Source organism: Thiohalorhabdus sp. (assembly GCF_036628635.1).
GTDB lineage: Bacteria > Pseudomonadota > Gammaproteobacteria > Thiohalorhabdales > Thiohalorhabdaceae > Thiohalorhabdus.
The window spans coordinates 1-22,470 of record NZ_JAZKRM010000024.1; the positions used below are offsets into that span (position 1 = coordinate 1).

General features: G+C 66.1%; 16 protein-coding genes and 2 tRNA genes. 6 read left to right on the top strand and 12 right to left on the bottom strand.

Features of this window, described 5'->3' with window-relative positions; all coding sequences use genetic code 11:
• On the bottom strand, positions 1 to 1,407 hold a 1,407-nt coding region (gene gltX / locus V5A19_RS09115), incomplete at its 3' end, for a glutamate--tRNA ligase (RefSeq protein WP_332327764.1).
• A 195-nt stretch (positions 1,408 to 1,602) separates the two neighbouring features.
• On the opposite strand from gltX, the gene V5A19_RS09120 reads away from it, so the two are divergent.
• From V5A19_RS09120 to V5A19_RS09140, 5 genes are all read left to right on the top strand, one after another.
• Positions 1,603 to 3,504 (top strand): LysM peptidoglycan-binding domain-containing protein, encoded by a 1,902-nt coding sequence (locus V5A19_RS09120; protein ID WP_332318845.1) that lies wholly within the window; start codon positions 1,603 to 1,605, stop codon positions 3,502 to 3,504.
• Between the two features lies 1 nt (position 3,505).
• Positions 3,506 to 5,140 (top strand): peptide-binding protein, encoded by a 1,635-nt coding sequence (locus V5A19_RS09125; RefSeq protein ID WP_332318844.1) that lies wholly within the window; start codon positions 3,506 to 3,508, stop codon positions 5,138 to 5,140.
• A 112-nt stretch (positions 5,141 to 5,252) separates the two neighbouring features.
• A complete protein-coding gene (locus tag V5A19_RS09130) occupies positions 5,253 to 6,239 on the top strand; it encodes an ABC transporter permease (RefSeq protein WP_332318843.1) in 987 nt (328 codons plus the stop codon).
• On the top strand, positions 6,236 to 7,069 hold the full coding sequence (locus tag V5A19_RS09135) for an ABC transporter permease (protein WP_332318842.1): 834 nt from the start codon (positions 6,236 to 6,238) through the stop codon (positions 7,067 to 7,069). Before V5A19_RS09130 ends, V5A19_RS09135 begins: the two co-directional genes overlap by 4 nt.
• Before the next feature lie 129 nt (positions 7,070 to 7,198).
• Positions 7,199 to 7,975, top strand: a complete 777-nt coding sequence (locus V5A19_RS09140; RefSeq protein WP_332318841.1) for an enoyl-ACP reductase FabI — start codon at positions 7,199 to 7,201, stop codon at positions 7,973 to 7,975.
• 82 nt (positions 7,976 to 8,057) lie between these two features.
• Here V5A19_RS09140 and V5A19_RS09145 read toward each other — a convergent pair whose 3' ends face one another.
• The 10 genes from V5A19_RS09145 to V5A19_RS09190 form a co-directional block, all read right to left on the bottom strand.
• Positions 8,058 to 9,644, bottom strand: a complete 1,587-nt coding sequence (locus V5A19_RS09145) for a peptidylprolyl isomerase (protein WP_332318840.1) — start codon at positions 9,642 to 9,644, stop codon at positions 8,058 to 8,060.
• Positions 9,645 to 9,845: 201 nt separating this feature from the next.
• A tRNA-Asp gene (locus tag V5A19_RS09150) sits at positions 9,846 to 9,923 on the bottom strand.
• Positions 9,924 to 9,954: 31 nt separating this feature from the next.
• Positions 9,955 to 10,030, bottom strand: a tRNA-Val gene (locus V5A19_RS09155).
• 12 nt (positions 10,031 to 10,042) lie between these two features.
• Positions 10,043 to 10,315 carry an HU family DNA-binding protein gene (locus V5A19_RS09160; RefSeq protein ID WP_332318839.1) on the bottom strand — a complete coding sequence of 91 codons (273 nt, stop codon included), beginning with the start codon at positions 10,313 to 10,315 and terminating at the stop codon, positions 10,043 to 10,045.
• Positions 10,316 to 10,577: 262 nt separating this feature from the next.
• The gene (gene lon, locus V5A19_RS09165; RefSeq protein WP_332318838.1) at positions 10,578 to 12,998 is read right to left on the bottom strand and encodes an endopeptidase La; all 2,421 of its coding nucleotides are present in this window, start codon (positions 12,996 to 12,998) and stop codon (positions 10,578 to 10,580) included.
• Between the two features lie 203 nt (positions 12,999 to 13,201).
• On the bottom strand, positions 13,202 to 14,497 hold the full coding sequence (gene clpX / locus V5A19_RS09170) for an ATP-dependent Clp protease ATP-binding subunit ClpX (RefSeq protein ID WP_332318837.1): 1,296 nt from the start codon (positions 14,495 to 14,497) through the stop codon (positions 13,202 to 13,204).
• A gap of 90 nt (positions 14,498 to 14,587) precedes the next feature.
• Entirely contained in the window at positions 14,588 to 15,238 is a 651-nt protein-coding gene (clpP, locus tag V5A19_RS09175; RefSeq protein ID WP_332318836.1) for an ATP-dependent Clp endopeptidase proteolytic subunit ClpP, read from the bottom strand.
• 125 nt (positions 15,239 to 15,363) lie between these two features.
• Complete coding sequence (gene tig / locus V5A19_RS09180) at positions 15,364 to 16,698, bottom strand: trigger factor (protein WP_332318835.1); 1,335 nt, start codon at positions 16,696 to 16,698, stop codon at positions 15,364 to 15,366.
• A 330-nt stretch (positions 16,699 to 17,028) separates the two neighbouring features.
• A complete protein-coding gene (locus tag V5A19_RS09185; protein WP_332318834.1) occupies positions 17,029 to 17,286 on the bottom strand; it encodes a hypothetical protein in 258 nt (85 codons plus the stop codon).
• Between the two features lie 91 nt (positions 17,287 to 17,377).
• Positions 17,378 to 18,259, bottom strand: coding sequence for a PfkB family carbohydrate kinase (locus V5A19_RS09190; RefSeq protein ID WP_332318833.1), 882 nt, complete (start codon positions 18,257 to 18,259; stop codon positions 17,378 to 17,380).
• A 157-nt stretch (positions 18,260 to 18,416) separates the two neighbouring features.
• Here V5A19_RS09190 and V5A19_RS09195 point away from each other — a divergent pair, with 157 nt between their 5' ends.
• Positions 18,417 to 20,657, top strand: a complete 2,241-nt coding sequence (locus V5A19_RS09195; protein WP_332318832.1) for a CHASE2 domain-containing protein — start codon at positions 18,417 to 18,419, stop codon at positions 20,655 to 20,657.
• Between the two features lie 160 nt (positions 20,658 to 20,817).
• Here V5A19_RS09195 and V5A19_RS09200 read toward each other — a convergent pair whose 3' ends face one another.
• Positions 20,818 to 22,269, bottom strand: a complete 1,452-nt coding sequence (locus tag V5A19_RS09200; RefSeq protein WP_332318831.1) for an ELWxxDGT repeat protein — start codon at positions 22,267 to 22,269, stop codon at positions 20,818 to 20,820.
• Positions 22,270 to 22,470 lie beyond the last annotated feature (201 nt).

Below are 22,470 nucleotides of genomic sequence, written 5' to 3' on the forward strand. Positions count from 1 at the left end.
CGCGGCCCGCTCCCGGATATAGACCAGGGCCCGGTCCAGGCGCTCGAGGGTGGTGGCCTGGCCGAGCAGCCGAAGGGTGACGTCGATGGGCGGCGACACGGTGCCGCCGGTCACGGCCACGCGGATGGGCTGGGCGACCTTGCCGAACTTCAGGTCGCGGGCGTCCACCACGGCCTGGATGACCCCATGCACCGACTCGGCGGTCCACTCGGTGAGCCCGGCCAGGCCATCGCGCACCGCCTGCAGGGGCTCCTCGACGGCCGGCTTGAGATTCTTCTGGGCGGCCTTGGCGTCGAAGGCCTCGAAGTCGGCGAAGAAGAACCGCCCCGTATCCGCCATCTCGGCGACGGTCTTGGAGCGCTCCTGGAGGCTGGCGATGATGGCCTCCAGGTCGGCCGGGGCGGCGGCCGGGTCCAGGCCGCGGCTCTGCAGCTGCTCGGTGAGCGGCTCGACCAGCTCGGCCGGCTCGCGGGCGCGGATGTAGGTGCCGTTGAGCCACAGCAGCTTGTCCTGGTTGAACACCGAGGCCTGCTTGCCGACGTCATCCACCCGGAACAGCCGCAGCAGGTCGTCGCGGGTGAAGACCTCGTCGTCGCCGTGGGACCAGCCCAGCCGGGCCAGGCCGTTGATCAGGGCCTCGGGCAGGAAGCCGTCCTGCCGGTACTGCAGCACGCTTACCGCGCCATGGCGCTTGGACAGACGTTTCTTGTCCTCCCCCAGAATCATGGGCACATGGGCATAGCGCGGCGGCTCAACTCCCAGGGCCGCCAGGATCTGCATCTGGCGCGGGGTGTTGTTGAGATGATCATCACCGCGGATGACGTCGGTGATGCCCATGTCCCAGTCGTCCACTACCACGGTGAGGTTGTAGGTGGGGCTGCCGTCGGAGCGGGCAATGATGAGGTCGTCGAGCTCGGCGTTGTCGAAGGCCACGCGGCCGTGGATGCGGTCATCGGCTACCGTCTTGCCCGCATCCGGGGCACGGAAGCGCACCACAGGGTCAACCCCCTCGCGCGGCTCGCTGCGATTGCGGCAGCGGCCGTCGTACATGGGCTTGTGGCCCGCCTCGCGCTGGGCCTCGCGCATGGCGTCGAGCTCGTCCTTGGTGCAGTAGCAGTGGTAGGCCTGGCCCTCGGCCAGGAGGCGGTCGATGACCTCGCGGTAGCGGTCGGTGCGCTGGCTCTGGAAATAGGGGCCCTCGTCCCAGTCCAGGCCCAGCCAGGTCATGCCGTCCAGGATGGCCTGGACCGCTTCCGGGGTGGAGCGCTCGCGGTCGGTATCCTCGATGCGCAGGACGAACGCGCCGGCGTTCTGGCGCGCGTGCAGCCAGGAGAACAGGGCCGTGCGGGCCCCACCGATGTGGAGGTAACCGGTGGGGCTGGGGGCGAAGCGGGTACGTACGGTCATGGGCGGCGGCTTCCCTTGCGTTCGGACAGCCGGGGGTTAAATGTTAGGCTTGACGGTTCAGCTTGTGGCCCCGGATAAAGGGGCCCTGGATCCTACCATTGTTCGCCCGTGCGCTGAATGGCTCCGTTGCGGCAGCTAGGCAGGCGGGCGGTTTTGTGCGCCAGACCGGCTGCCGGCGCCGAAAGGAAATAGCTCATGGCATTTCCCAGCGACCAATCCCCCCGGCCGCGAGGCCTTTCGAACAGCGCAACCCGCGCTACCGCCGTTTTCGGCATCGCCCTCGTGCTGAGCGGCTGCGCCCGCCTGGGCGAGGGTCCGGCAGCTTCGCTGGTGCCTGGCCTGGGAGGCAGCGACAGCGCCGAGGGCGCGGCCGCAGCGTCCGGGGCCGGGGAAGCCGACGCCACCGCGGCCATGCCGCTGCCGAACCTGAAGGCCCGCGTGGCCGAAGGCCTGGGCCTGCGCCCTCGGCCCAGCGAGGTGGTCCCGGAGAACTTGCCCAGGGGAAGCCGTCCGAACAGGGCCGGGGTCCGGGTGGCGACTGCCCCGGGGCCCGGGCTTTCGGTTCGGAATGCGGGGATCGCCGAGGACCTCTGCGCGCGGACCCGTTCTAACGAGGGAGCCGCGGGGCGCTCACCCGCCGAAGAGGCCACCGAGCCGCCGAGCCAGACGGCGGAGGGCCCGGAGCAGGGGGCCGGGCCGGACGAGCCCACCAGCTTCTGGCCCGATTTCCGCTCCGCGCTGACCATGGACCGGGTGGACCACCACCAGGTGGACGCCTTCGTCCGCTTCTACCGGACCCACGAGGCCTACCTGAACCGGGCGTTTGAGCGCGGTCGCCCGTTTCTGCCCTACATTCTCGCCGAGCTGGAGAAGCGCGACATGCCGGTCGATCTCGCGCTGCTTCCGGTGGTGGAGAGCGCCTTCCGTCCCTTCGCCTATTCCTCCGGGCGGGCCGCCGGCATCTGGCAGTTCACCCCGGGCACCGGCCGCCACTTCGGGCTGGACCAGAACTGGTGGTATGACGGCCGGCGTGACGTCCTGGCCGCAACCGACGCCGCCCTGGACTACCTGGAGCGCCTGCACCGCCGCTACGACAGCTGGCTGCTGGCCCTTGCCGCCTACAACGCCGGACCCGGCCGGGTGAACGGTGCCATCCGCCGCAACCAGTACCACGGCAAGCCCACCGACTTCTGGAGCCTGGATCTGCCAAGGGAAACCCACGGCTACGTGCCCAAGCTGATCGCCCTTTCCTACGTGGTCCGAAACACCGAGGAATACGGCATCGAGCTGCCGGCCATTCCCGCCCAGCCGGGCTTCGCGGTGGTCGAGCTGGACGCTCCTCTGGACCTGGCCCAGGCCGCGGAGATGGCGGACAGCGACACCGAGACGCTCTATCGCCTGAACCCCGGTCTCAACCAATGGGGCACGCCGCCGAAAGGCCCGAACCGTCTGCTGGTACCGCGCGACCGGGCCGAACGCTTCCGTGAGCGCCTGGCCGAGCTGGACGCCGAGGACCGGGTGCGCTGGGTGCGCCACCGCATCGAGTCGGGCGAGAGCCTTTCGGAGATTGCCAGCCAGTACCAGACCACCGTGGGCGTGGTGAAGCAGGCCAACACCCTTGCCAGCGACCGCATTACCGCCGGCGACCACCTGCTCATCCCCACCGCCACCTCCGAGGACCGGGCGTACCCCCTAAGCCGGCCTCAGCGCCGAGCAGCGACCCAGCAGTCCGGCCCGGATGGCCGCACTCGGATCATGCACGAGGTAGACCGGGGGGATTCCCTGTCGGAGATCGCCAGCCAATTCGATGTGGCGACCGGCAAGCTGGCCGAGTGGAACGATATGGCCCCCGGCGACACCCTGCACGCCGGCCAGCAGCTGGCGGTCTGGATTCCGGCCGGAAGCGACGGCCGTTCCTCCAAGGTGCGCTACCGGGTCCGCCGGGGCGACTCGCTTTGGGCCATCGCCCAGCAGTTCAACGTCCCCGTCCACCGGCTGCGCACTTGGAACGACCTGGAGGAAGACCCGATCATCCGTCCGGGCGATCGGCTGACCATCTACGTGAACCCCACCCAGCTAGCCGAGCACAGGGGCTGATTTGTCCGGGTTGTCGGCGTGGACCGGCCTGATATTCCTTGCCGCCGGCGTTACCGCCCTTGTGGGTAGCGCGGCCGCCGAGGGCGAGCCGGTGGCGGAAGGCCCGGCCTACGGTGGCGAGCGCATTACTGCCATGGGCGCCGAGGCCTCCAATCTGATCCCGTTCATGGCCGGCGACTCCGCCTCCAGCCGGGTGGGCGGGCTGATCCACACCACCCTGCTGCGCTACAACGGCGACCTGGAGCTTGCCGGCGAAGCCGCCGAATCCTGGGAGGTGACCGACGGCGGCAAGACCATCACCTTCCGCCTGCGGGAGGACGCCCGGTTCTCCGACGGCGAGCCGCTGACCAGCGAGGACGTGGCGTTTACCTGGCGCACCGTGGTGGACCCCGAGACCCAGACCCCCTACGGCTCCGACTACAAGCGGGTTTCGGAGGTCGAGACACCCGATCCCCACACCTTCGTGGTCCACTACGACGAGCCCTACGCCCCGGCCCTTTCCACCTGGGCCAGCCTTGCCATCATGCCCGCCCATATCCTGGCCGATCAGGACATCAACGACACCCCCTTCGCCCGCGACCCCGTGGGTGCCGGGCCCTACAAGCTCCACCGCTGGCAGGCGGGCCAGTCCATCGACCTCACCCGCCACGAGGGCTGGTTCCGCAGGCGGGCCTACATCGACAAGGTCACCTTCCGGGTCATCCCCGACAAGACCACCCAGTTCCTGGAGCTTACCGCGGGCAACATCGACCAGATGAGCCCGGCCCCGGCCACCTTCCTGCGCACCTTCCCCGAGCGCCCGGACCTGCGCGAGCGGATCGCCACCTACAAGTACCTGGGCAACAACTACACCTATCTGGGCTTCAACCTGCGCCGCGAGCCGTTCACCGATCGCCGGGTGCGCCGCGCCATCGCCCACGCGATCGACCGCGAGGAGCTGATCAAGGGCGTCATGCTGGGCCAGGCCCGGCGCATCGCCGCCCCCTACAAGCCGGGGACCCGGTGGTATCCCGACGGCATCGCCCCCTACGCCTACGATCCCGACAAGGCCCGCGCCCTGCTGGCCGAGGCCGGCTGGACCGACAGCGACGGCGACGGCGTGCGGGACAAGGGCGGCAAGCGCCTGAGCTTCGAGATCATCACCAACAACGACAACAAGCAGCGCAAGATCGCCGCCACCCTGATCCAGCGGCGGCTGAAGAAGGTGGGCATCGAGGTGGACCTGCGCCTGGTGGAGTGGGCCACCTTCATCAGCCAGTTCATCAATCCCCAGGACTTCGACGCCGTCATCCTGGGCTGGAGCCTCTCCCCCGACCCTGATCAGTACAGCATCTGGCACTCCAGCCAGCAGGACCCCGGCGAGTTCAACTTCGTCGGCCTCGAGGATCCGGACGTGGACCGCCTGCTGGAGGCCGGGCTGAAGACCTTCGACGCCGCCGAGCGCGAGCGCATCTACCACGACTTCGCCCGCGAGCTGCTCGAGGCCACCCCCATCGTCTACCTCTACGCCCCCCTGTCCCTGGCCGCCGTGCACAAGCGCATCCGCGGCATCGAGCCGGCCCCGGCGGGGATCGAGTACAACGTCGAGGATTGGTATATTCCGCAACGGCTCCAGCGCGATGCGCTGAAGCCGTAACCAGTGGAAAGTATTAAGTAGTTAAGTAATTAAGGGACGGCCAAGGCCCCGGAAGCCTCTCCGTGCTTGTTACTTAACTACCTAATACTTAACTACTTAATACTACAAATCTATGCTCTTCTACCTCGCCAAGCGCCTCCTGTGGATGATCCCGGTCCTGCTGGGCATCACCATCATCTCCTTCGGCGTGATGCACCTGGCTCCCGGGGACATCACCACCCTGGAGACCAGCCTCAACCCGCGCAGCGGCCAGGAGGCGCGCCAGCAGCTGCGGGAGGCCTACAACCTGGACGAGCCCGTTCCCGTCCAGTACGGGCTGTGGCTCAAGCGTGTGGTGCAGCTGGATTTCGGCAATTCCTTCACCGGCGCCAACCGCCCGGTCCTGGCCAAGCTCGCCGAGCGCATCCCCGTCACCCTGACCATCAACATCGCCGCCATGGTGCTGATCCTGGCGGTGGCCATCCCCATCGGGGTGGTCTCGGCGGTGCGCCAGAACTCGCTGGTGGACCGCACCCTGACCGTAACCGTCTTCCTGGCCTTCGCCATTCCGGGATTCTGGTTGGCCCTTCTGCTCATGGTGCTATTCGGCGTCCACCTGGGCTGGCTTCCGGTATCGGGGCTGACCAGCTACAACTTCCAGTCCCTGGGGCCGCTGGAGCAGTTGGTCGACTACGCCCGTCATCTGATCCTGCCCGTAGTGGTATCGGCCTTCGCCGGCATCGCCGGATTCTCGCGCTACGTGCGCTCGAGCATGCTGGAGGTGATCCGGCAGGACTACATCCTCACCGCCCGCGCCAAGGGCCTGCCCGAGCGCACCGTGGTCTACCGCCACGCCCTGCGCAACGCCCTGCTACCGGTGATCACCCTGCTCGGGCTGTCGGTGCCCGGGCTGATCGGCGGCTCGGTGATCTTCGAGACCATCTTCGGTATCCCCGGCATGGGCCAGCTCATGTACGAGGCCATCCTGAGCCGGGACTACCCGGTGGTTATGGGCACCCTGGTGGTCACCGCGGTGCTCACCCTGCTGGGCAACCTGCTCGCGGACCTGGCCCTGGCCTGGGCGGATCCGCGCGTCCGGCGTGGCATGGCCAGCTCATGAGCCCTTCGGTCCGGCGCCTGCTGCGCAACCCCCTGGCCGTGGCCGGGGCCGTCATCGTGGGAACCATGGCCGCCCTGGCCGTGCTGGCCCCGGTCATCGCGCCCTACGACCCCTACGCCACCAATGTCGACGCCATCCTGAACCCGCCGTCGGCGGAGCACTGGATGGGCACCGACCGCCTGGGCCGGGACGTCCTCACCCGCATCCTTTTTGGGGCCCGCGTGTCGCTGTCGGTGGGCTTCGTGGCGGTGGGCATCGCCACCGTCATCGGTATCCTGCTGGGCAGCTTGGCCGGCTTCTACGGCCGTTGGGTGGACAGCGTCATGATGCGGCTGGTGGACATCATGCTGGCCATCCCCACCTTCTTCCTGGTGCTGGCGGTGATCGCCTTCCTGGAGCCCAACATCGTCAATGTCATGGCCGTGATCGGACTGACCTCGTGGATGGGGGTCACCCGCCTGGTCCGCGGCGAGCTGCTTTCCTTGCGGCAGCGGGAGTACGTCCTGGCGGCGCGCGCCCTGGGGGCTTCCGACGCCCGCCTGATCGGCGTCCACCTTCTTCCCAACGGCTTCGCCCCGGTGCTGGTGGCGGCGGTGCTGGGGGTAGCCGAGGCCATCCTGGTGGAGTCGGCGCTGTCGTTCCTGGGGCTCGGGGTGCAACCGCCCTTCGCCTCCTGGGGCAACATCCTCACCGCGGGCAAGGACCACATCGAGTTCGCCTGGTGGCTCTCCCTGTATCCCGGCCTGGCCATCTGGATCACGGTCCTGGGCTTCAACCTGTTCGGCGAGGGTCTGCGCGACGCCATCGATCCGCGCCAGGACACCGATTAAGGCTAGCCGGGCCAGGGACGGTCGGCCGGGCCCTCGAACGGAGGGGACACTCGAGCCTTTTCAGGCGCCTCGCCAGCCGCTAAACTTGCCCTCCTTGCTTACCCTCCACCGGCCAGGAGCAAATCCCCCATGGGCTTTCTCAGCGGCAAACGGGGCATCGTTTTCGGTGTTGCCAACAAGAACTCCATCGCCTGGGGCGTGGCCAAGGCCATGGCCGACCAGGGAGCGGAGCTGGCGCTCACCTACCAGAACGAGGCCTTCCTCAAGCGGGTCGAACCGCTGGCCGAGGAGCTGGGCGCCGACATGGTCCTGCCCTGCGATGTCACCGACGACGATCAGGTGACGGCGGTGTTCCAGGAGCTCGAGCGCCAATGGGGCCACCTGGATTGCCTGGTGCACTCCCTGGCCTACGCCCCCAAGGAGGAGCTGCGCGGTGAGTATTGCGAGTCCACAAGCCGGGAAGGCTTTCTGTCCTCCCATGAGATCAGCGCCTGGAGCCTGACCCGCTTGGCCCAGGGGGCCTATCCGCTGATGAGGGACCGCCCGGACGCCTCCATCCTGACCCTCACCTACCTGGGCGCGGAACGGACGGTTCCCCACTACAATGTCATGGGGGTAGCCAAGGCCAGCCTGGAGGCTAGCATGCGCTATCTGGCCGCCAGCCTCGGCCCCGAGGGCATCCGGGTCAACGCGGTCAGCGCCGGACCCATCAAGACCCTGGCCGCCAGCGGCATCGGCGATATGCGGCTGATCCTCCAGCACAACGAGGAGCGGGCCCCCCTGCGCCGCAACGTCACCACCGAGGAGGTCGGCAACAGCGCCGCCTTCCTCGCCAGCCCCCTCGCCTCGGGCATCTCCGGGGAGGTCCTGCACGTGGACAGCGGCTACCACAGCATCGCCATGTAGGACCGTCCCGCTCGACGCAAAAGGCCCCGCGGCTTGAGCCGCGGGGCCTTTTGCGTCGGCCATGATTCGACCGGGCTTTGCGTCAGGCCGACCCGCCACCGACCTCCCGGCGGATACGGACGCTGTAACGCTTTCGCAGGCGCTCAAAGAAGGCCTCCATGCGGGCCTCACCACGCTTCTCGCGCAGCTGGGAGGCCAGCTTGTCGCGCTGGCTGGGCTCCATTGCCTCGCGCGGCGGGGCCGTTACCTCGGCCACCCGGAATACGGCCTGGTCCCCTTGGCTGAGGCGGACGCTGCCGGTGTCGCCCTCAGAGGCGCCGAATACCGGAGTGGCCAGCCCTTCGGGCAGCTTTTGGCCCGCTTGGGCGCGAGTCACCCCCACCGCCTTGTCCACCTCAGCCCCGTAGTCACCAGCAACCTCGCTCACGGCCGCCCCGCGGGCCAGGGCCTCGCGGGCCTGCTCGGCACCCTCGCGGGCGAGCTCGCTCGCCCGCTGGCGACGCAGGTCCCGCTGGACGGCTTCCTTGACCCCCGAGAAATCGCGGACGGTGGGGGCCCGACTTTCCGCTAGGTGGAGACCGGCGAAGCGGCCATCGCCGAGCTCCACGGCCTCCGAGTTGCGGTCGGGCTGAAGGCCGAGGGCCGCCTTGCGAAAGGCCTCGGCATCTGGAACGCCGTCGGGAAGCTCGCCGCGCTCGGGGATCCAGCCCGAGGTCCGAACCTCCAGGCCGAACTCCTGGGCCGCGGCAGTCAGGTCGTCGCGGGTATACAGGAGGTCCTCGAAGGTGGGCAACCGCTCGTAGATCCGGTCGGTTGCCTGCTGCCGCCGCCAGTCGCCAAGGACCTGGTCCCGTACCTCGGCCAATGGGGGGACCTCGCCGTTCTCGGCGGCATACCGGTCGCCGTGATCGCGCAGGTAGGCTTCCAGCTCCCCCGGTTCAGGATTGAACTGGTCGGCTAGATTTTCCGGAGAAAGCAGCAGGTAGCGGACGCGAACCTGGGCTGGCCGCCGATAATCCTGCTGGTTGTCTTCGTAATAGGCCCGGAGGTCCGCCTCGCTTAAGGTAACCCGTTGAGCAAAAGCCTGCGGGGCAAGCCGGAAGTAGCGCACCGTACGGCGCTCGTTCTCCCGCCGATAGGCCCGCCAGACCTCTTCATCGGCCACTACCGTTGCCTGGCGCAGGAAGTTGCGCAGGTCCTGGACCGCCAGGTCCTGGCGGGTCCGGGCCTCGAAATCGCTGGGGGCCATGCCCATACGGTCAATCAGATTGCGGTAGCGCTCGGTGTTGAAGCTACCGCCCTGGCGGAATTGGGGCTGGGTCTGGATGGCCCGACGGACCGCCGCGTCCGAGGCCGTCAGCTGCAGCCGCCGGGCCTCCAGGTCCAGCATGCGGTCCCGGACCATCTGCTTGAGCACCCGGGCCTCGAGCTCTTTGGGGTCGGCGTTGAAGTCCGGTCCCAGTAGCCGGCGCAAGCGGTTACGCTCCTGCCGAACCCGGTTCTGCAGAGCGGCCTGGGTGATGGATTGGTCGCCCACCTCGGCCACCACCACCGTTGACTGGCCGGTGAAGTAGTCGCCCACGCCCCACAGGGCGAAGCTCAGCACGATGACGGCGAACAGGACCTTGACGATCCAGCCCTGAGCCTGACTACGCATGAAATCGAGCATGCCGAGATTCCCTTCCGGCCGGCGGCAAATAGCGGTCTGATTCCGAAAAAACGGAAAGCGCCGAGGATAACAGGAAAGGGCGTGGCTGGCCTCCGGGAGCCGCCAGCCTGGCCCCCTGACCATCCCCCCCGTACGGACCTTTCCAGGCACAAAAAAAGCGAACCGCTCGGTTCGCTTTTTTTGGGTCAGAGCCCTGATGGATGGCGGGGCGGACGAGACTCGAACTCGCGGCCTCTGGCGTGACAGGCCAGCGCTCTAACCAAACTGAGCTACCGCCCCGCTAATTCAGTGTCCGAATTATAACGGCTCTTGGTGGGCGGTACAAGGATCGAACTTGTGACCTCCGGTGTGTAAAACCGGCGCTCTTACCTCTGAGCTAACCGCCCTTGCGGGAGGCGTTATTTTACCGATTCCTTGAGATTCTTGCCAGCCTTGAATTTCGGTACCTTGGTGGCCTTGATCTGAATCGGCTTTCCGGTCTGGGGATTACGGCCCTGGCGCGCGGGACGCTCAGATACGGAGAAGGTACCGAAGCCAACGATGCCCACATCTTCACCCTTGGACAAGGCCCCGGAAATGCCATCGAAAACTGCATTCACGGCCCGCCCCGCCGCTGCCTTGGATAGGTCGGCTTCTTTGGCCACTTTCTCGATGAGATCGGTCTTGTTCACAGTACACCCCTTTCTTCCGGTGAGTGACCCAAACCCTTATACGGACCCCTTAGCGGCCCTGTCAACATCCGAAAAGCCGCCTCGGAGCCTTCTCGCCCAACAAAACAACCAGAATATGAGGATACCCTTAAGTCAAGGGAATGTGGCTCAAAACGGTTGGGAACTGAAACCGCAACATACCAGGGCATACGCCGTTCCTCAACACAAAAAAAGCCGGACCGAACAGCGGCCCGGCTTTTTAACTTTTTCCTAATTTTCTTACTTAGTGGGCAGTCGGTCGGTCCTGGGCCGCCTCCCGTTCCTCGCTCTTGCCAGCGGCACCCGACTCGGGCAGCGCCTCGGGCATATATTCCAGGGCGATTTCAAGGACCTCGTCGATGGAGGCCACCGTATGGATGGTCAGCGGATCCTTAATGTTGCCGGGGATCTCGCTGAGGTCCTTCTCGTTCTCCTTGGGGATCACCACCTCCTTGAGGCCGCTGCGGCGGGCCGCCAACAGCTTCTCCTTGAGGCCGCCGATGGGCAGGACCTTGCCTCGAAGGGTCAGCTCCCCGGTCATACCCACGTCGGCCCGCACCGGGATGCCGGTGAAAGTGGAGATGATGGAGGTGCACATGCCAATGCCGGCGGACGGGCCGTCCTTGGGTGTGGCGCCCTCGGGGACGTGCACGTGGACGTCGTTCTTCTGGTAGAAGTCCGGATCCAGGCCCAGCCAGCGGGAACGGGCGCGCACTACGCTCATGGCCGCCTGTATAGATTCCTGCATGACGTCGCCGAGCTGGCCGGTAATGGTCAGCTTGCCTTTGCCCGGCACCACCGCGGCCTCGATGCTGAGGATGTCACCGCCCACCTCGGTCCAGGCCAGGCCGGTCGCCGTACCCACCTGGTTCTCCTCCTCGGCGATGCCGTAGCGGTAGCGGGGCACGCCCAGGAACTTCTCAAGGTTCTTGTGGGTAATCTGGACCTTCTTGCGCCGGCTGTTGGTAAGCAGCTCCTTGGCCGCCTTGCGGCACAGCGTCCCCAGCTCACGCTCCAGGTTCCGTACTCCGGCCTCGCGGGTGTAGCGACGGATAACGTCGAGGATGGCGTTGCTGGAGAGGTGGAGCTCGCTCTCCTTGAGCCCGTTGGCCTTCTTCTGCTTGGGCAGCAGGTAGCGCTCGGCGATGTGGATCTTCTCTTCCTCGGTGTAGCCGGGAAGGTTGATGATCTCCATGCGATCGCGCAGCGCCGGCGGGATATTCATGCTGTTGGCGGTGGTGAGGAACATGACCTCGGACAGGTCCACCTCCGCCTCCAGGTAGTGATCCTGGAAGTGGTAGTTCTGCTCCGGATCGAGCACCTCCAGCATCGCCGAAGACGGATCGCCCCGGAAGTCCATGCCCATTTTGTCCACCTCGTCCAGCAGCATGAGCGGGTTGCGCGTTTCCACCTTGCTCAGGTTCTGGACGATCTTGCCCGGCAGGGCCCCAATGTAGGTACGCCGGTGGCCGCGGATCTCGGCCTCGTCGCGAACGCCGCCCAGGCTCATGCGGATGAACTTGCGGTTGGTGGCGCGCGCGATGGACTGACCCAGCGAGGTCTTGCCCACGCCGGGCGGACCCACCAGGCACAGGATGGGGCCCTTGACCTTCTTGGATCTCTGCTGCACGGCCAGGTACTCAAGGATGCGCTCCTTGATCTTCTCCAGGCCGTAGTGATCCTCGTCCAGGACCCGCTGCGCCTTCTTGAGGTCCCGGGTGAGGCGGGACTTCTTCTTCCACGGCACGGCAACGAGCCAGTCGATGTAGTTGCGAACGACCGTCGCCTCGGCCGACATGGGGCTCATCATGCGAAGCTTCTTGAGCTCCTTATCGGCCTTCTCCTTGACCTCCTTGGGCATGCCGGCGTTGGCGACCTTTTCCTCGAGCTCGTCGGCCTCATTGCCGCCCTCGTCCATCTCCCCCAGCTCTTTCTGAATGGCCTTCATCTGCTCATTCAGGTAGTACTCGCGCTGGGATTTCTCCATCTGGGACTTGACCCGGCCGCGGATGCGCTTCTCCACCTGCAGCAGGTCGATCTCCGACTCCATCAGGGAGTACAGGTGCTCGAGCCGCTCGCGCAGGTCCTCCATCTCAAGGACCTCCTGCTTCTCCTCGACCTTGAGCGACAGGTGAGCGGCAATGGTATCGGACAGCCGGGCCGGATCCTCAATGGAGGACAGACTGGTGAGCACCTCCGGCGGGGTCTTCTTGGACAGCTTGACGTACTGCTCGAACTGATTGACCACCGAGCGCATGAGCGCGTCCATCTCCTTGTCATCGCCGGGCTCCTCGGCGAGCAAGGCGACGCGCGCGGTGTAGTACTCGTCACCCGACTGGAACGCCTCGACGCGGGCGCGGCGGCCGCCCTCTACCAGCACCTTGACGGTGCCGTCGGGCAGCTTGAGCAGCTGCAAAATGGTGGACAGGGTCCCCACCGAGTGGATCTCCTCGGTGGCCGGCTCGTCATCGGAGGCGTCCTTCTGGGCCACGAGCAGGATCTGCTTGTCGTTGGCCATGGCCTCTTCGAGGGCGGCGATGGACTTTTCCCGGCCCACGAACAGCGGAATCACCATGTGCGGGAATATGACCACGTCCCGCAGGGGCAGGACGGGGAGCACATCACCCGTTTCGGCGGTAATCTGGGTGCTTTCTTCTTCAGCCATTGGCGCTCTTACCTTCCCGGGCCGTACCCGGGCGGACGTTCATTCGGGATGATGGCGTGTCACAGGGCATTTGGGGATTGGCTGGGCCCTAATCAAGGGGCAGCCAAAACCAAGGCCCCGCCCCGGGAATCCGGACAGCCGCGTTGCCAACGCGGCGGCTGCCGGATACCCCGGGACGGGGCCCGGAAGTCCGAAAGGACAGCTTAGCCCTGGGCGTCACCGCCAGCGTAACGGCCCTCTTCCTCATCCTCGTAAATGAGCAGCGGCTCGCCTTCGCCGGTGATGACGTTGTCGTCGATCACGCACTTCTTCACCCCCGTCATGGAGGGCAGCTCGTACATGATGGTCAGCATGGCCGACTCCAGGATGGAGCGCAGCCCGCGTGCGCCGGTGCCCCGCTCGATGGCCTTGCGCGCCACCGCCCGCAGGGCATCGTAGCGCAGCTCCAGCTCCACGCCGTCGAGATCGAACAGGCGCTGGTACTGCTTGACCAGGGAGTTCTTGGGCTCGGTGAGGATGGAGATCAGGGCCTCTTCGTCGAGTTCGTCGAGGGTGGCGAGCACCGGCAGCCTGCCCACGAACTCGGGGATCAGGCCGTATTTGATGAGGTCATCGGGCTCCACCTTGCGCAGCAGCTCATCGCGCTTACCCTGCTCGTCCTCGCTGCGGACCTCGGCTGCGAAGCCGATGCCGCCTTGCTCGGAGCGCTGGCGAATGACCTCCTCCAGGCCGTTGAAGGCACCGCCGGCGATGAACAGCATATTGGTGGTGTCCACCTGCAGGGTCTCCTGCTGGGGATGCTTACGCCCGCCCTGGGGCGGCACCGAAGCGGTGGTGCCCTCGATCAGCTTGAGCAGGGCCTGCTGCACACCCTCGCCGGAGACATCGCGGGTGATCGAGGGATTCTCCGACTTGCGAGTGACCTTGTCGATCTCGTCGATGTAGATGATCCCCTGCTGGGCCTTATCGACGTCGTAGTCGCAGCTCTGCAGGATCTTCTGGATGATGTTCTCGACGTCCTCGCCAACGTAGCCGGCCTCGGTGAGGGTGGTAGCGTCGGCGATGGCAAACGGCACATTAAGGATGCGCGCCAGGGTCTCGGCAAGCAGGGTCTTGCCCGAGCCGGTGGGACCCATGAGCAGGATGTTGCTCTTGGCTAGCTCGACGTCCTCGGCGCTGGCGCCTTCCTGGGACTGGAGCCGCTTGTAGTGGTTGTAGACGGCCACGGAGAGGACGCGCTTGGCGAACTCCTGACCCACCACGTAATCGTCGAGGGTGTCGTAAATCTCCTTGGGACGGGGCAGACCCTCCATTCCTGAAACGGCAGCGGGCCCTTCCTCCTCTTCGGCGGTGATCTCGTTGCACAGATCCACGCACTCGTCGCAGATGAAAACCGAAGGCCCGGCGATCAGCTTGCGAACCTCGTGCTGACTCTTGCCGCAGAAGGAGCAGTAAAGGAGCTGATCACCGCCGCCGTTGTTACGACTGTCGTCGCTCATCGTCCAATCCTTTTACTCGGACCCCGCCACTTTTCGACCAGATCTATCGGATGGGGATCGCTCAAACGTCTTTTTCCGAGCCGATGGCTCTTACCCTTCTGACCCGGCAGAAGCCGGTCGGTTCTCCAGGACCGAGTCCACTATGCCGTAGTCAACGGCCTCGTTGCCCGACATGAAGAAGTCACGGTCGGTGTCCTCCTCGACGCGCTCGAAGCTTTGGCCGGTGTGGCGGGACATGATTCCGTTGAGCGCTTCCTTGGTCTTGAGGATCTCGCGGGCGTGAATGTCAACGTCGGTGGCCTGGCCCTGGAAGCCTCCCAGGGGCTGATGGATCATCACCCGGGAGTTGGGCAACATGTGCCGCTTCCCGGGGGCGCCCCCGGCGAGAAGCAGGGCACCCATGCTCGACGCCTGGCCCACGCAAATGGTGGAAACGTCCGGACGGATAAACTGCATGGTGTCGTAGACGGCCAGGCCGGCGGTCACCGCGCCGCCCGGGCTGTTAATGTAGAGATAGATATCCTTATCCGGATTGTCGGCTTCCAGGAACAGCATTTGGGCCACTACCACGTTGGTGACATGGTCCTCCACTGGCCCCACCAGGAAAATAATGCGCTCCTTGAGCAGGCGGGAGTAGATGTCGTAGGCCCGCTCACCGCGGCCGGTCTGCTCCACGACCATGGGCACATAGCCCAGGGCCTGGGTGTCGGCGGCTCCATTGTGGCGTTCGTCGGCTGCCAATTCGGTTTCCTGATCTGGTTGCTTGAATCGGTTGCTGGAAGATTCGGGGAGGACTACCCGTTAGATGGGGCCCGTTAGCCCGAGTTTCAAGGTCGGGCAAATTGGCTCCGGCTAGGATGGCCTAATCAGGCGGCGGCCCCTTCCTCCTCCCAGCCCAGGAGCTGGCGCACGGGCACCTTCTCCTCGGTTACCTGGCTATTTTCCACAATCCAATCTACCACCTTGGTTTCCAGCGCTCTACCTTCGATCTCCCGCATCTGGTCCTGGTTCTGGGCGACGTATTGCAGGAACTGCTCGCGCTGATCGCCGTACTGATCCGCCAGGCGCATGAGCTCGTTGCGCACCTCCTCCTCACTGACCTCGATGCCCTCAACCCGGGCGATCTCGGGGATGAGCAGGCCCACCTTCACCTGGCGCACGGCGTTGTCCCTAAACTCCTCGCGTAGCTCCTGGGTGTCCAGCTGCAGGGTCTCGGGGTCCAGGCCCTGCTGGCGGTACTGTTCCTTGTGGGATTCCACCATGCGGTCGAGCTGGCGCTCCACAAGCTGCTCCGGAACCTCGAAATCGTTGCCCTCGGCCAGCTTCTCGAAGACCTGGCGCCGCAGCTCCTCGCGCTCGCGCTCGGTCACCTCGCGCTCGAGGCCTTCCTTGATGTCGTTGCGCAAGGTTTCCACCTTGCCATCCTCGACACCGAAGGCCTGAAGGAACGCCTCGTCCACCTCGGGAAGGCGCTTCTCGCGGACTTCCTTGACGGTGACCTCGAACTCGGCGGTCTTACCGGCGAGATCCTCACGCGGATAATCCTCCGGAAAGGGCACCTGGATGGTATAGGTGGCACCGGCTGTGGCGCCCACCAGGCCCTCCTCCATCTCCTTCAGGTGGCGGCCGCTACCCAGCTCCATCTGGTAGTCGCTGGCCTCGCCGCCCTCGAATGGCTCGCCGTCGATCTTGCCGGAGAAATCGATGAGCAGCTGATCGCCCTCGGCTGCAGCCCGCTCCACGGGCTGGTAATCGGCGCGCATCTCGCGCAGGCGCTGCAGGGTCTCGTCGATGGCGGCGTCATCCACCTCGGCGGTGCGCTTGGTCAGCTCCAGGCCCTTGTAGCCGGCAGGCTCCACCTCGGGATAGACCTCGAAGCTGGCCGTATAGGCAAACGCCTCATCCCGCTTGAGCTCACCAGGCTCAACGTCGGGCTGGGCCACGGGGCTGAGCTCGTTCTGCTCCAGGGCGTCACTGTAGGTCTGGGACAACAGCTCGTTCATGACCTCGCCGTAGACCTCGCTGCGGTACTTCTGCTCCACCACGTGGAGGGGGACCTTGCCGGGACGGAAGCCGGGCAGGTTCACCTTCTGCGCCAACTGCCGCAGGCGCTGGTCGAGCTCACGGTTCACCCGCTCGGCGGGCACTGTGACGGTCACCTGGCGCTGAAGGCCGGAGCCCTCGCTCACCGAAACTTCCATGTTCAACCCCTCGAGTCCTGGTTCGGTTGCTTTGCTAATGCGAGACGGAGTCAACGCCCCTCCCGTGCTGCCTGCCCAGTCGCCCCGGCCACCTTGGAACCACCCCAGCGGGGCCGTTATTGGGGCCGCAAATGCCAAATTCGGAAGCAATCCGGGGTATGATCCGGGTGGGCAAGAGAACGGGGTCGCCGCGCCGCCGCCTGGTCTTTCGGATTGGCGCGACCGAGCGGCAGGTGCGGGCGGGATATTCGGCTTCAGGCGAAGCGCATTCTACCACAGACGGGAACAGCCTTCCCAGGGGTGGGCCGGAATAGGCCCCTGTTCCGAGGTCTAGCTGGGCGTCCGCGCCTTGGGAGCCAGTCGGATGCACTGGAACAAGGTCATTCCCGCGCTCGGGATGTGACTGAACTGTTGGCCATCCACGGGCTCGTGGTGGGCATCGAGCCACTTACCTTCGCGCTCCCGGTAGGCCACCAGGTCGCAATAGAACGCGACGGCGTCGGGGTCGTACCAGCAGTCCCATTCCCGGGTGTCCGGGCAATCACAAACCACCTTGCAGCCGCATTGGGTACGGACGGCGCGGAACATAGAGGCACCCTCCCCTCCAAGGGGTATCCCTCTTTGATACGCCTTCAAACCCGCGAACGCAATGACCTTTTTCCACTTAAGGACTAAGGGCTTAAGGCCCGCTTGCCACTACCCCGTCCAGTCCGAACTGGCCGCATTTGCGGCCGGCCAAACGGGACCCGGCAACCAGAGCGTTCTCAACGGACCGACCGTGGACAAGGGCATCAATGATACCGGCATGGAAGGTATCACCGGCGCCCACGGTATCCACCACCTGCTCCGGTGGCTGCGCCGCAACCCGGTGCATGCGGCCGCCGTTGTCCACAGCCGCGGCCCCCTCTTCGCCCCAGGTGCACACCTTCACCCCGGGGACCGCCGTCGGATCCAGGCTGCGCAGGAAGGCCTCGGGGGCAGCGAAGCCTTGGGCCCGGGCATAGTCGCCGGCGAAAAGGACCACATCCGGATCATGCAGGCAATGCTCCAGCCCCTCGCGCGGTTTCTCCACCTCCAGCGAGATCATGGTCCGCGGGCTACGCTCGCGGATCAGATGCTGCATTTGGGTGACCTCGCGGGTATTGGGACGAACCTCCAGATGGACCCAGCGGAAGGCGGTGACGTCGATGGCGGCGAGGTCATCGGCGGCGAGCTCCGGCAGGTCACGGAAGTGCACGATGGTGCGACTGCCCGTGTCGCTGGCGAGGGTGATGTAGGAGGTGGGGGATTTGCCCGGAGCCACCCTGACTGCGGTATCCGTGCGCACCCCCCGCGCCTCCAGATCACCGATGATCCAGCGTCCGTCGGGCTCGTCGGCCCATACGCCCGCCCAGGCACAGGCATGGCCGAGCTGGGCGAGCACATCCAGGGTATTGGCGGTATTGCCACCCCTCCGAAGCCGCTGGGCCCCCGCCCGGACCTCCCCATCCTCCGCGGGATAGGTGGGGACCTCGTTGACGATGTCGAATGTGGCGACACCCATGCCCAGAATGGCAGCCATGGGCTCCTCCAGGTTGCGGCGGTGTTTTCCCCTCGAGGGGAGCAGCCCGGAAGGCGACGAAGACCGCGAGACCGGCCCCACTCCCATCTTACCGCCCCCCTGGCTCGCGGTGCCATGATGGCTATACTGCCGGGAACTCCCACCCTACGGAGAGCCCGTGGCACACCTGCGGCGACAGCCCAAAGGGCGGCAGATGACCCCGGTGGTTCTGGGTCTGGCCCTGGTGGCGGCCGCGCTATGGGCCCAGCACACCGATCTGGGCCCGGTACGGGATCTACGGCACCGACTGGAGGGAGTGGCCTATGACCTGCGATTCGACCTGACCCGGCCCTTCGCCGAGGGCGAGGACGCCGGCGTGGTCATCGTCGACATCGACGAGCGCTCCCTGCGCGAGGAGGGGCGGTGGCCCTGGCCCCGGGCCAAGGTGGCGGATCTGGTGGAGCGGCTGTTCGCCGCCGGCGCCGTGGTGGTGGGCATGGACACGGTGTTCGCCGAGCCCGAGCGCAACCTGGCCCGCCGCACCCGCGAGCGGCTGCGCGCGGTTCCGGACCTGGAGCCGCCCGAGACGGTATGGGACATCCTGGACCGAGCGGCCCCCAAGCTGGACGGTGATCGCACCCTGGCCCGAGCCCTGACGGGAACCGACACGGTTCTGGGCTTTATGCTCAGCAGCGACGCCCCCAACAAGGGCGCTCTCGGTCCCCCGTTAACCGCAGCCGGCCTCGGCGATCCGGCCACCACCGGCATCCGAAACATCCCCGGCCACCTGGGCAATCTGGCCCCGCTGCAGGAGGCCGCCGCCTCCGCAGGCTTCTTCTCTATCCTTCCGGACGGCGACGGCATCCTGCGCCGCTACCACCTGGTCTTGGGCCACGAAGGCGAGGTCTACCCCTCCCTGGCGCTGGCCATGGCGCGGCTGTATCTCCTCGCTGAGGAGGTCGAGATCCATACCGCCCCGGTGGGGGATGTCCGCCCCGTGGACCATCTGGAGCTGGCCAACATGCGCCTGCCCACCGACGGCGAGGGAGCGGTGCTCGTGCCCTACCGGGGCGAGCAGCACAGCTTCCCCTACATCGCCGCCACCGACGTCCTCTCCGGGGCCATCGGATCCGACCGCCTGGCGGGCAAGCTGGTGCTGGTGGGCTCCTCGGCCCAGGGGCTGTTCGACCTGCGTGCCACCCCGGTGGCCAATGTCTTCCCCGGGGTTGAGGTCCATGCCAATGTCCTGCGCGGCATCCTCACCCAGCGCTTTCCCAAGCGCCCCAACTGGGCCGAGGGCGCCAACTTCGCGTTCATGATGGTGGGGGGTCTGCTGCTCGCCGGCTTGCTGCCCCGCCTGCGGCCGCTGATGCTGACCATGGTCAGCCTGGGAGTCGCCGTTGTCCTGGCCGTCACCAACATCGCCCTCTGGGACAGGCTCCAGTGGGACGTGCCGCTGGCCCTGCCGCTGATCATGGTGCTCGTTCTGGGCAGCCTCAACATGGCCTACGGATTCCTTTTCGAGGAACGCCGGCGCCTTCAGCTCAAGGACCTGTTCAGCCAGTACGTGCCGCCGGAGCTGGTGGAAGAGATCGCGGCGGACCCCGACAGCGCCGCAAGCCTGGGCGGCGAGCGCCGGGAGATGACCGTGCTTTTCGCCGACATCCGCGGCTTCACCACCATCTCCGAGGCCTTGTCGGCATCGGAGCTCAAGGACCTGCTCAACCGCTTCTTCACCCCCATGACCCGGATCATCTTCGAGAATCGGGGCACCATCGACAAATACGTGGGCGACATGATCATGGCCTTCTGGGGGGCACCCCTTACCGACCCCGACCACGCCGGCAACGCCGTGGCTGCGGCCCTGGCCATGCAGGCCGAGGCCGAGCGCCTGGGCGAGACCCTGGCTGCCGAAGGCTACCCCGAGATCGCCATCGGCGTGGGCTTGAACACCGGCCCCATGAACGTGGGCAACATGGGCTCCGACTACCGGCGCAGCTACACCGTTTTGGGCGACGCCGTTAACCTGGGCTCCCGGCTGGAAGGGCTGACCAAGACCTATGGTGTGGGCGTTGTCGTGGGTGAGACGACCCGAGCCGGGCTGGAGGACGCCTTCCTGTTCCGCCGGCTGGACCGGGTGCGGGTCAAGGGCCGCGCCGAGCCCCTCACCATCTACCAGCCCCTGTGCGCCACCGAGGCGGCGGATGCCGGGATCCGCGAGGAAGTGGCCGCCCACGAACGCGCCCTGGACGCCTATTTCCACCGCGACTGGGCCACCGCCCGCGAGGTCTTCGGTGAGCTCGCCGACAGCCACCCCGATGACCCCCTCTATCGGCTGTTCCTTGAGCGCATGGCCGAAACCGATCCCACCGACCTGGCCGCCGACTGGGACGGGGTGTACCGGCACGAGAGCAAATGAGGTTCCGGGCCCCTTTGAACGGGGATTGGACCGCAGAGACGCAGAGGGCGCAGAGGACAGCAGACGGGGCCCTGAACCGGGGCATGCTCGTCTCGTCCACCGCACAAAGCCACCGGCGGGCTCGGGACCCGCCGGCGGTCTGCTCGGAGCGAGGGGTCGGCTACTGGAAGGCGAAGATTGCCGAGCCCGTCAGGCCGTCCCCGAGACCGGTATTGATGTCGCCCACCCGTTGGGTGCCCGAGATGGTGCCGTCCGTCTCCCACAGTTCCTCGCCGGTAATGCCATCATCGGCCCGGAAGTAGAGCGTGCCGTCGAAGACGGTCAGAAACGCGGGGTCGGAATCCCCGCCGGGATTGATGTCGGCAACCTGCCCCACGGCGCCGCCGCTCGTCCGCCACAGCTCGTCGCCGCTACTGCCGTCACTGGCCTGGAAGTAGAGCGCGCCGTTGAAGACGGTCAGAGCCCCGATTCTAGAATCGTTGGAGCCGGGGTTGATGTCGGCCACCTGCTTGGTGCCTGATGCAGTTCCGTCGCTGCGCCACAGCTCCGTGCCATCGGTGCCGCCATTGGCCGTTAGGTACAGCTTACCGTCGAAGACCAATCGGGGGGCGGCCTGCGAGGCGTTGCTCCCACTATTGATGTCCTTGACCTGCGTAATCCCGCCGCCACTGGCCGTACGCCACAGCTCGTAATCAAAGTTGCCACCAGCGGGTTGGGCCCTGAAATAGACCTCCCCATCAAAGGCCACCAGGCTGTTAGGAATAATGCCGTTGCCCGAATTGACCTTGACCGCTTTTGGGCTGGCCCCCGAGGTATCGACACGGTAGAGGTCCCTGTTGCTGCTGCTATCTTGGGCGCCGAAATAGGCGGTCCCGCCGGCGACAGTGAGACCGAAAGGAAGGGAATCGTCACTGCCGTTGTTAATGTCGGTCACCCGCTCCGTCCCGGCTTTCGTGCCGTCGGTGCGCCAAAGCTCGACCCCGTTAGTGCCGTCATTGGCGTTGAAATACAGGTGGTTATTGTAGACCGTGGGGGATAATCCCGAATAAAGGGCTTTGCCCGGCTCGGAATCCCCCGGTCCGGGATTGATGTCCTTGACCATGCGGGTACCGCTGGCGGTGCCGTCACTCCGCCACAGCTCCGACCCGTTGGAGCCGTCTTTGGCCGTGAAGTAGAGGGCCCCGTCATAAGTGGCCAAATGCTGCGGACCTGCATACCCGGAGGGATTGATGTCCTTGACCTGCTGGGTGCCGCCGGCCGTGCCGTCGGTCTTGTACAGCTCCGAGTTGTCGGGCCCATTGGCCTTGAAGAACACCGTGTCCCCCATGCGGGTGAACTCGTCCGGTCTGGAGTCCCCCCCGCTGCCTTTGATGTTCTTGAGCAGCTCCGTGCCGCTGCCGCTGCCGTCGGAGGTCCAGGGCTCGGCGCCCTTGCTGCCGTCGTCGGCCCGGAACAGCAGGAAGGCGGAGGGGGTGCTGCTGCCGCCTCCGCCGCCACCACCGCCTCCGCTGCCGCAGGCGGTGAGGGCCAGCCCGGCGAGCGCCAGGATGGCGGTCCGGCTCCCGAAACGAATCCGTTCCGCAAAGCGGTTACTGCTTGAGATCCGTTGCATGGTGCCTCTCCTCTGATGGAGGGAATGGATGATCCGGAAGGGAAGATCCCTTCCAAGGTTCAAGGGCCATGCAACCAAAGCCCGCAGGGCCATGCTGTGAAGTAGTTCACACCCGGGGGCCGAACTTGTGATCGACGTCACAAGGGGGGGTACCGCCCCGGTTACCAGCGGGCGGGGGAACGGCGGGGGAAAACACCAAGG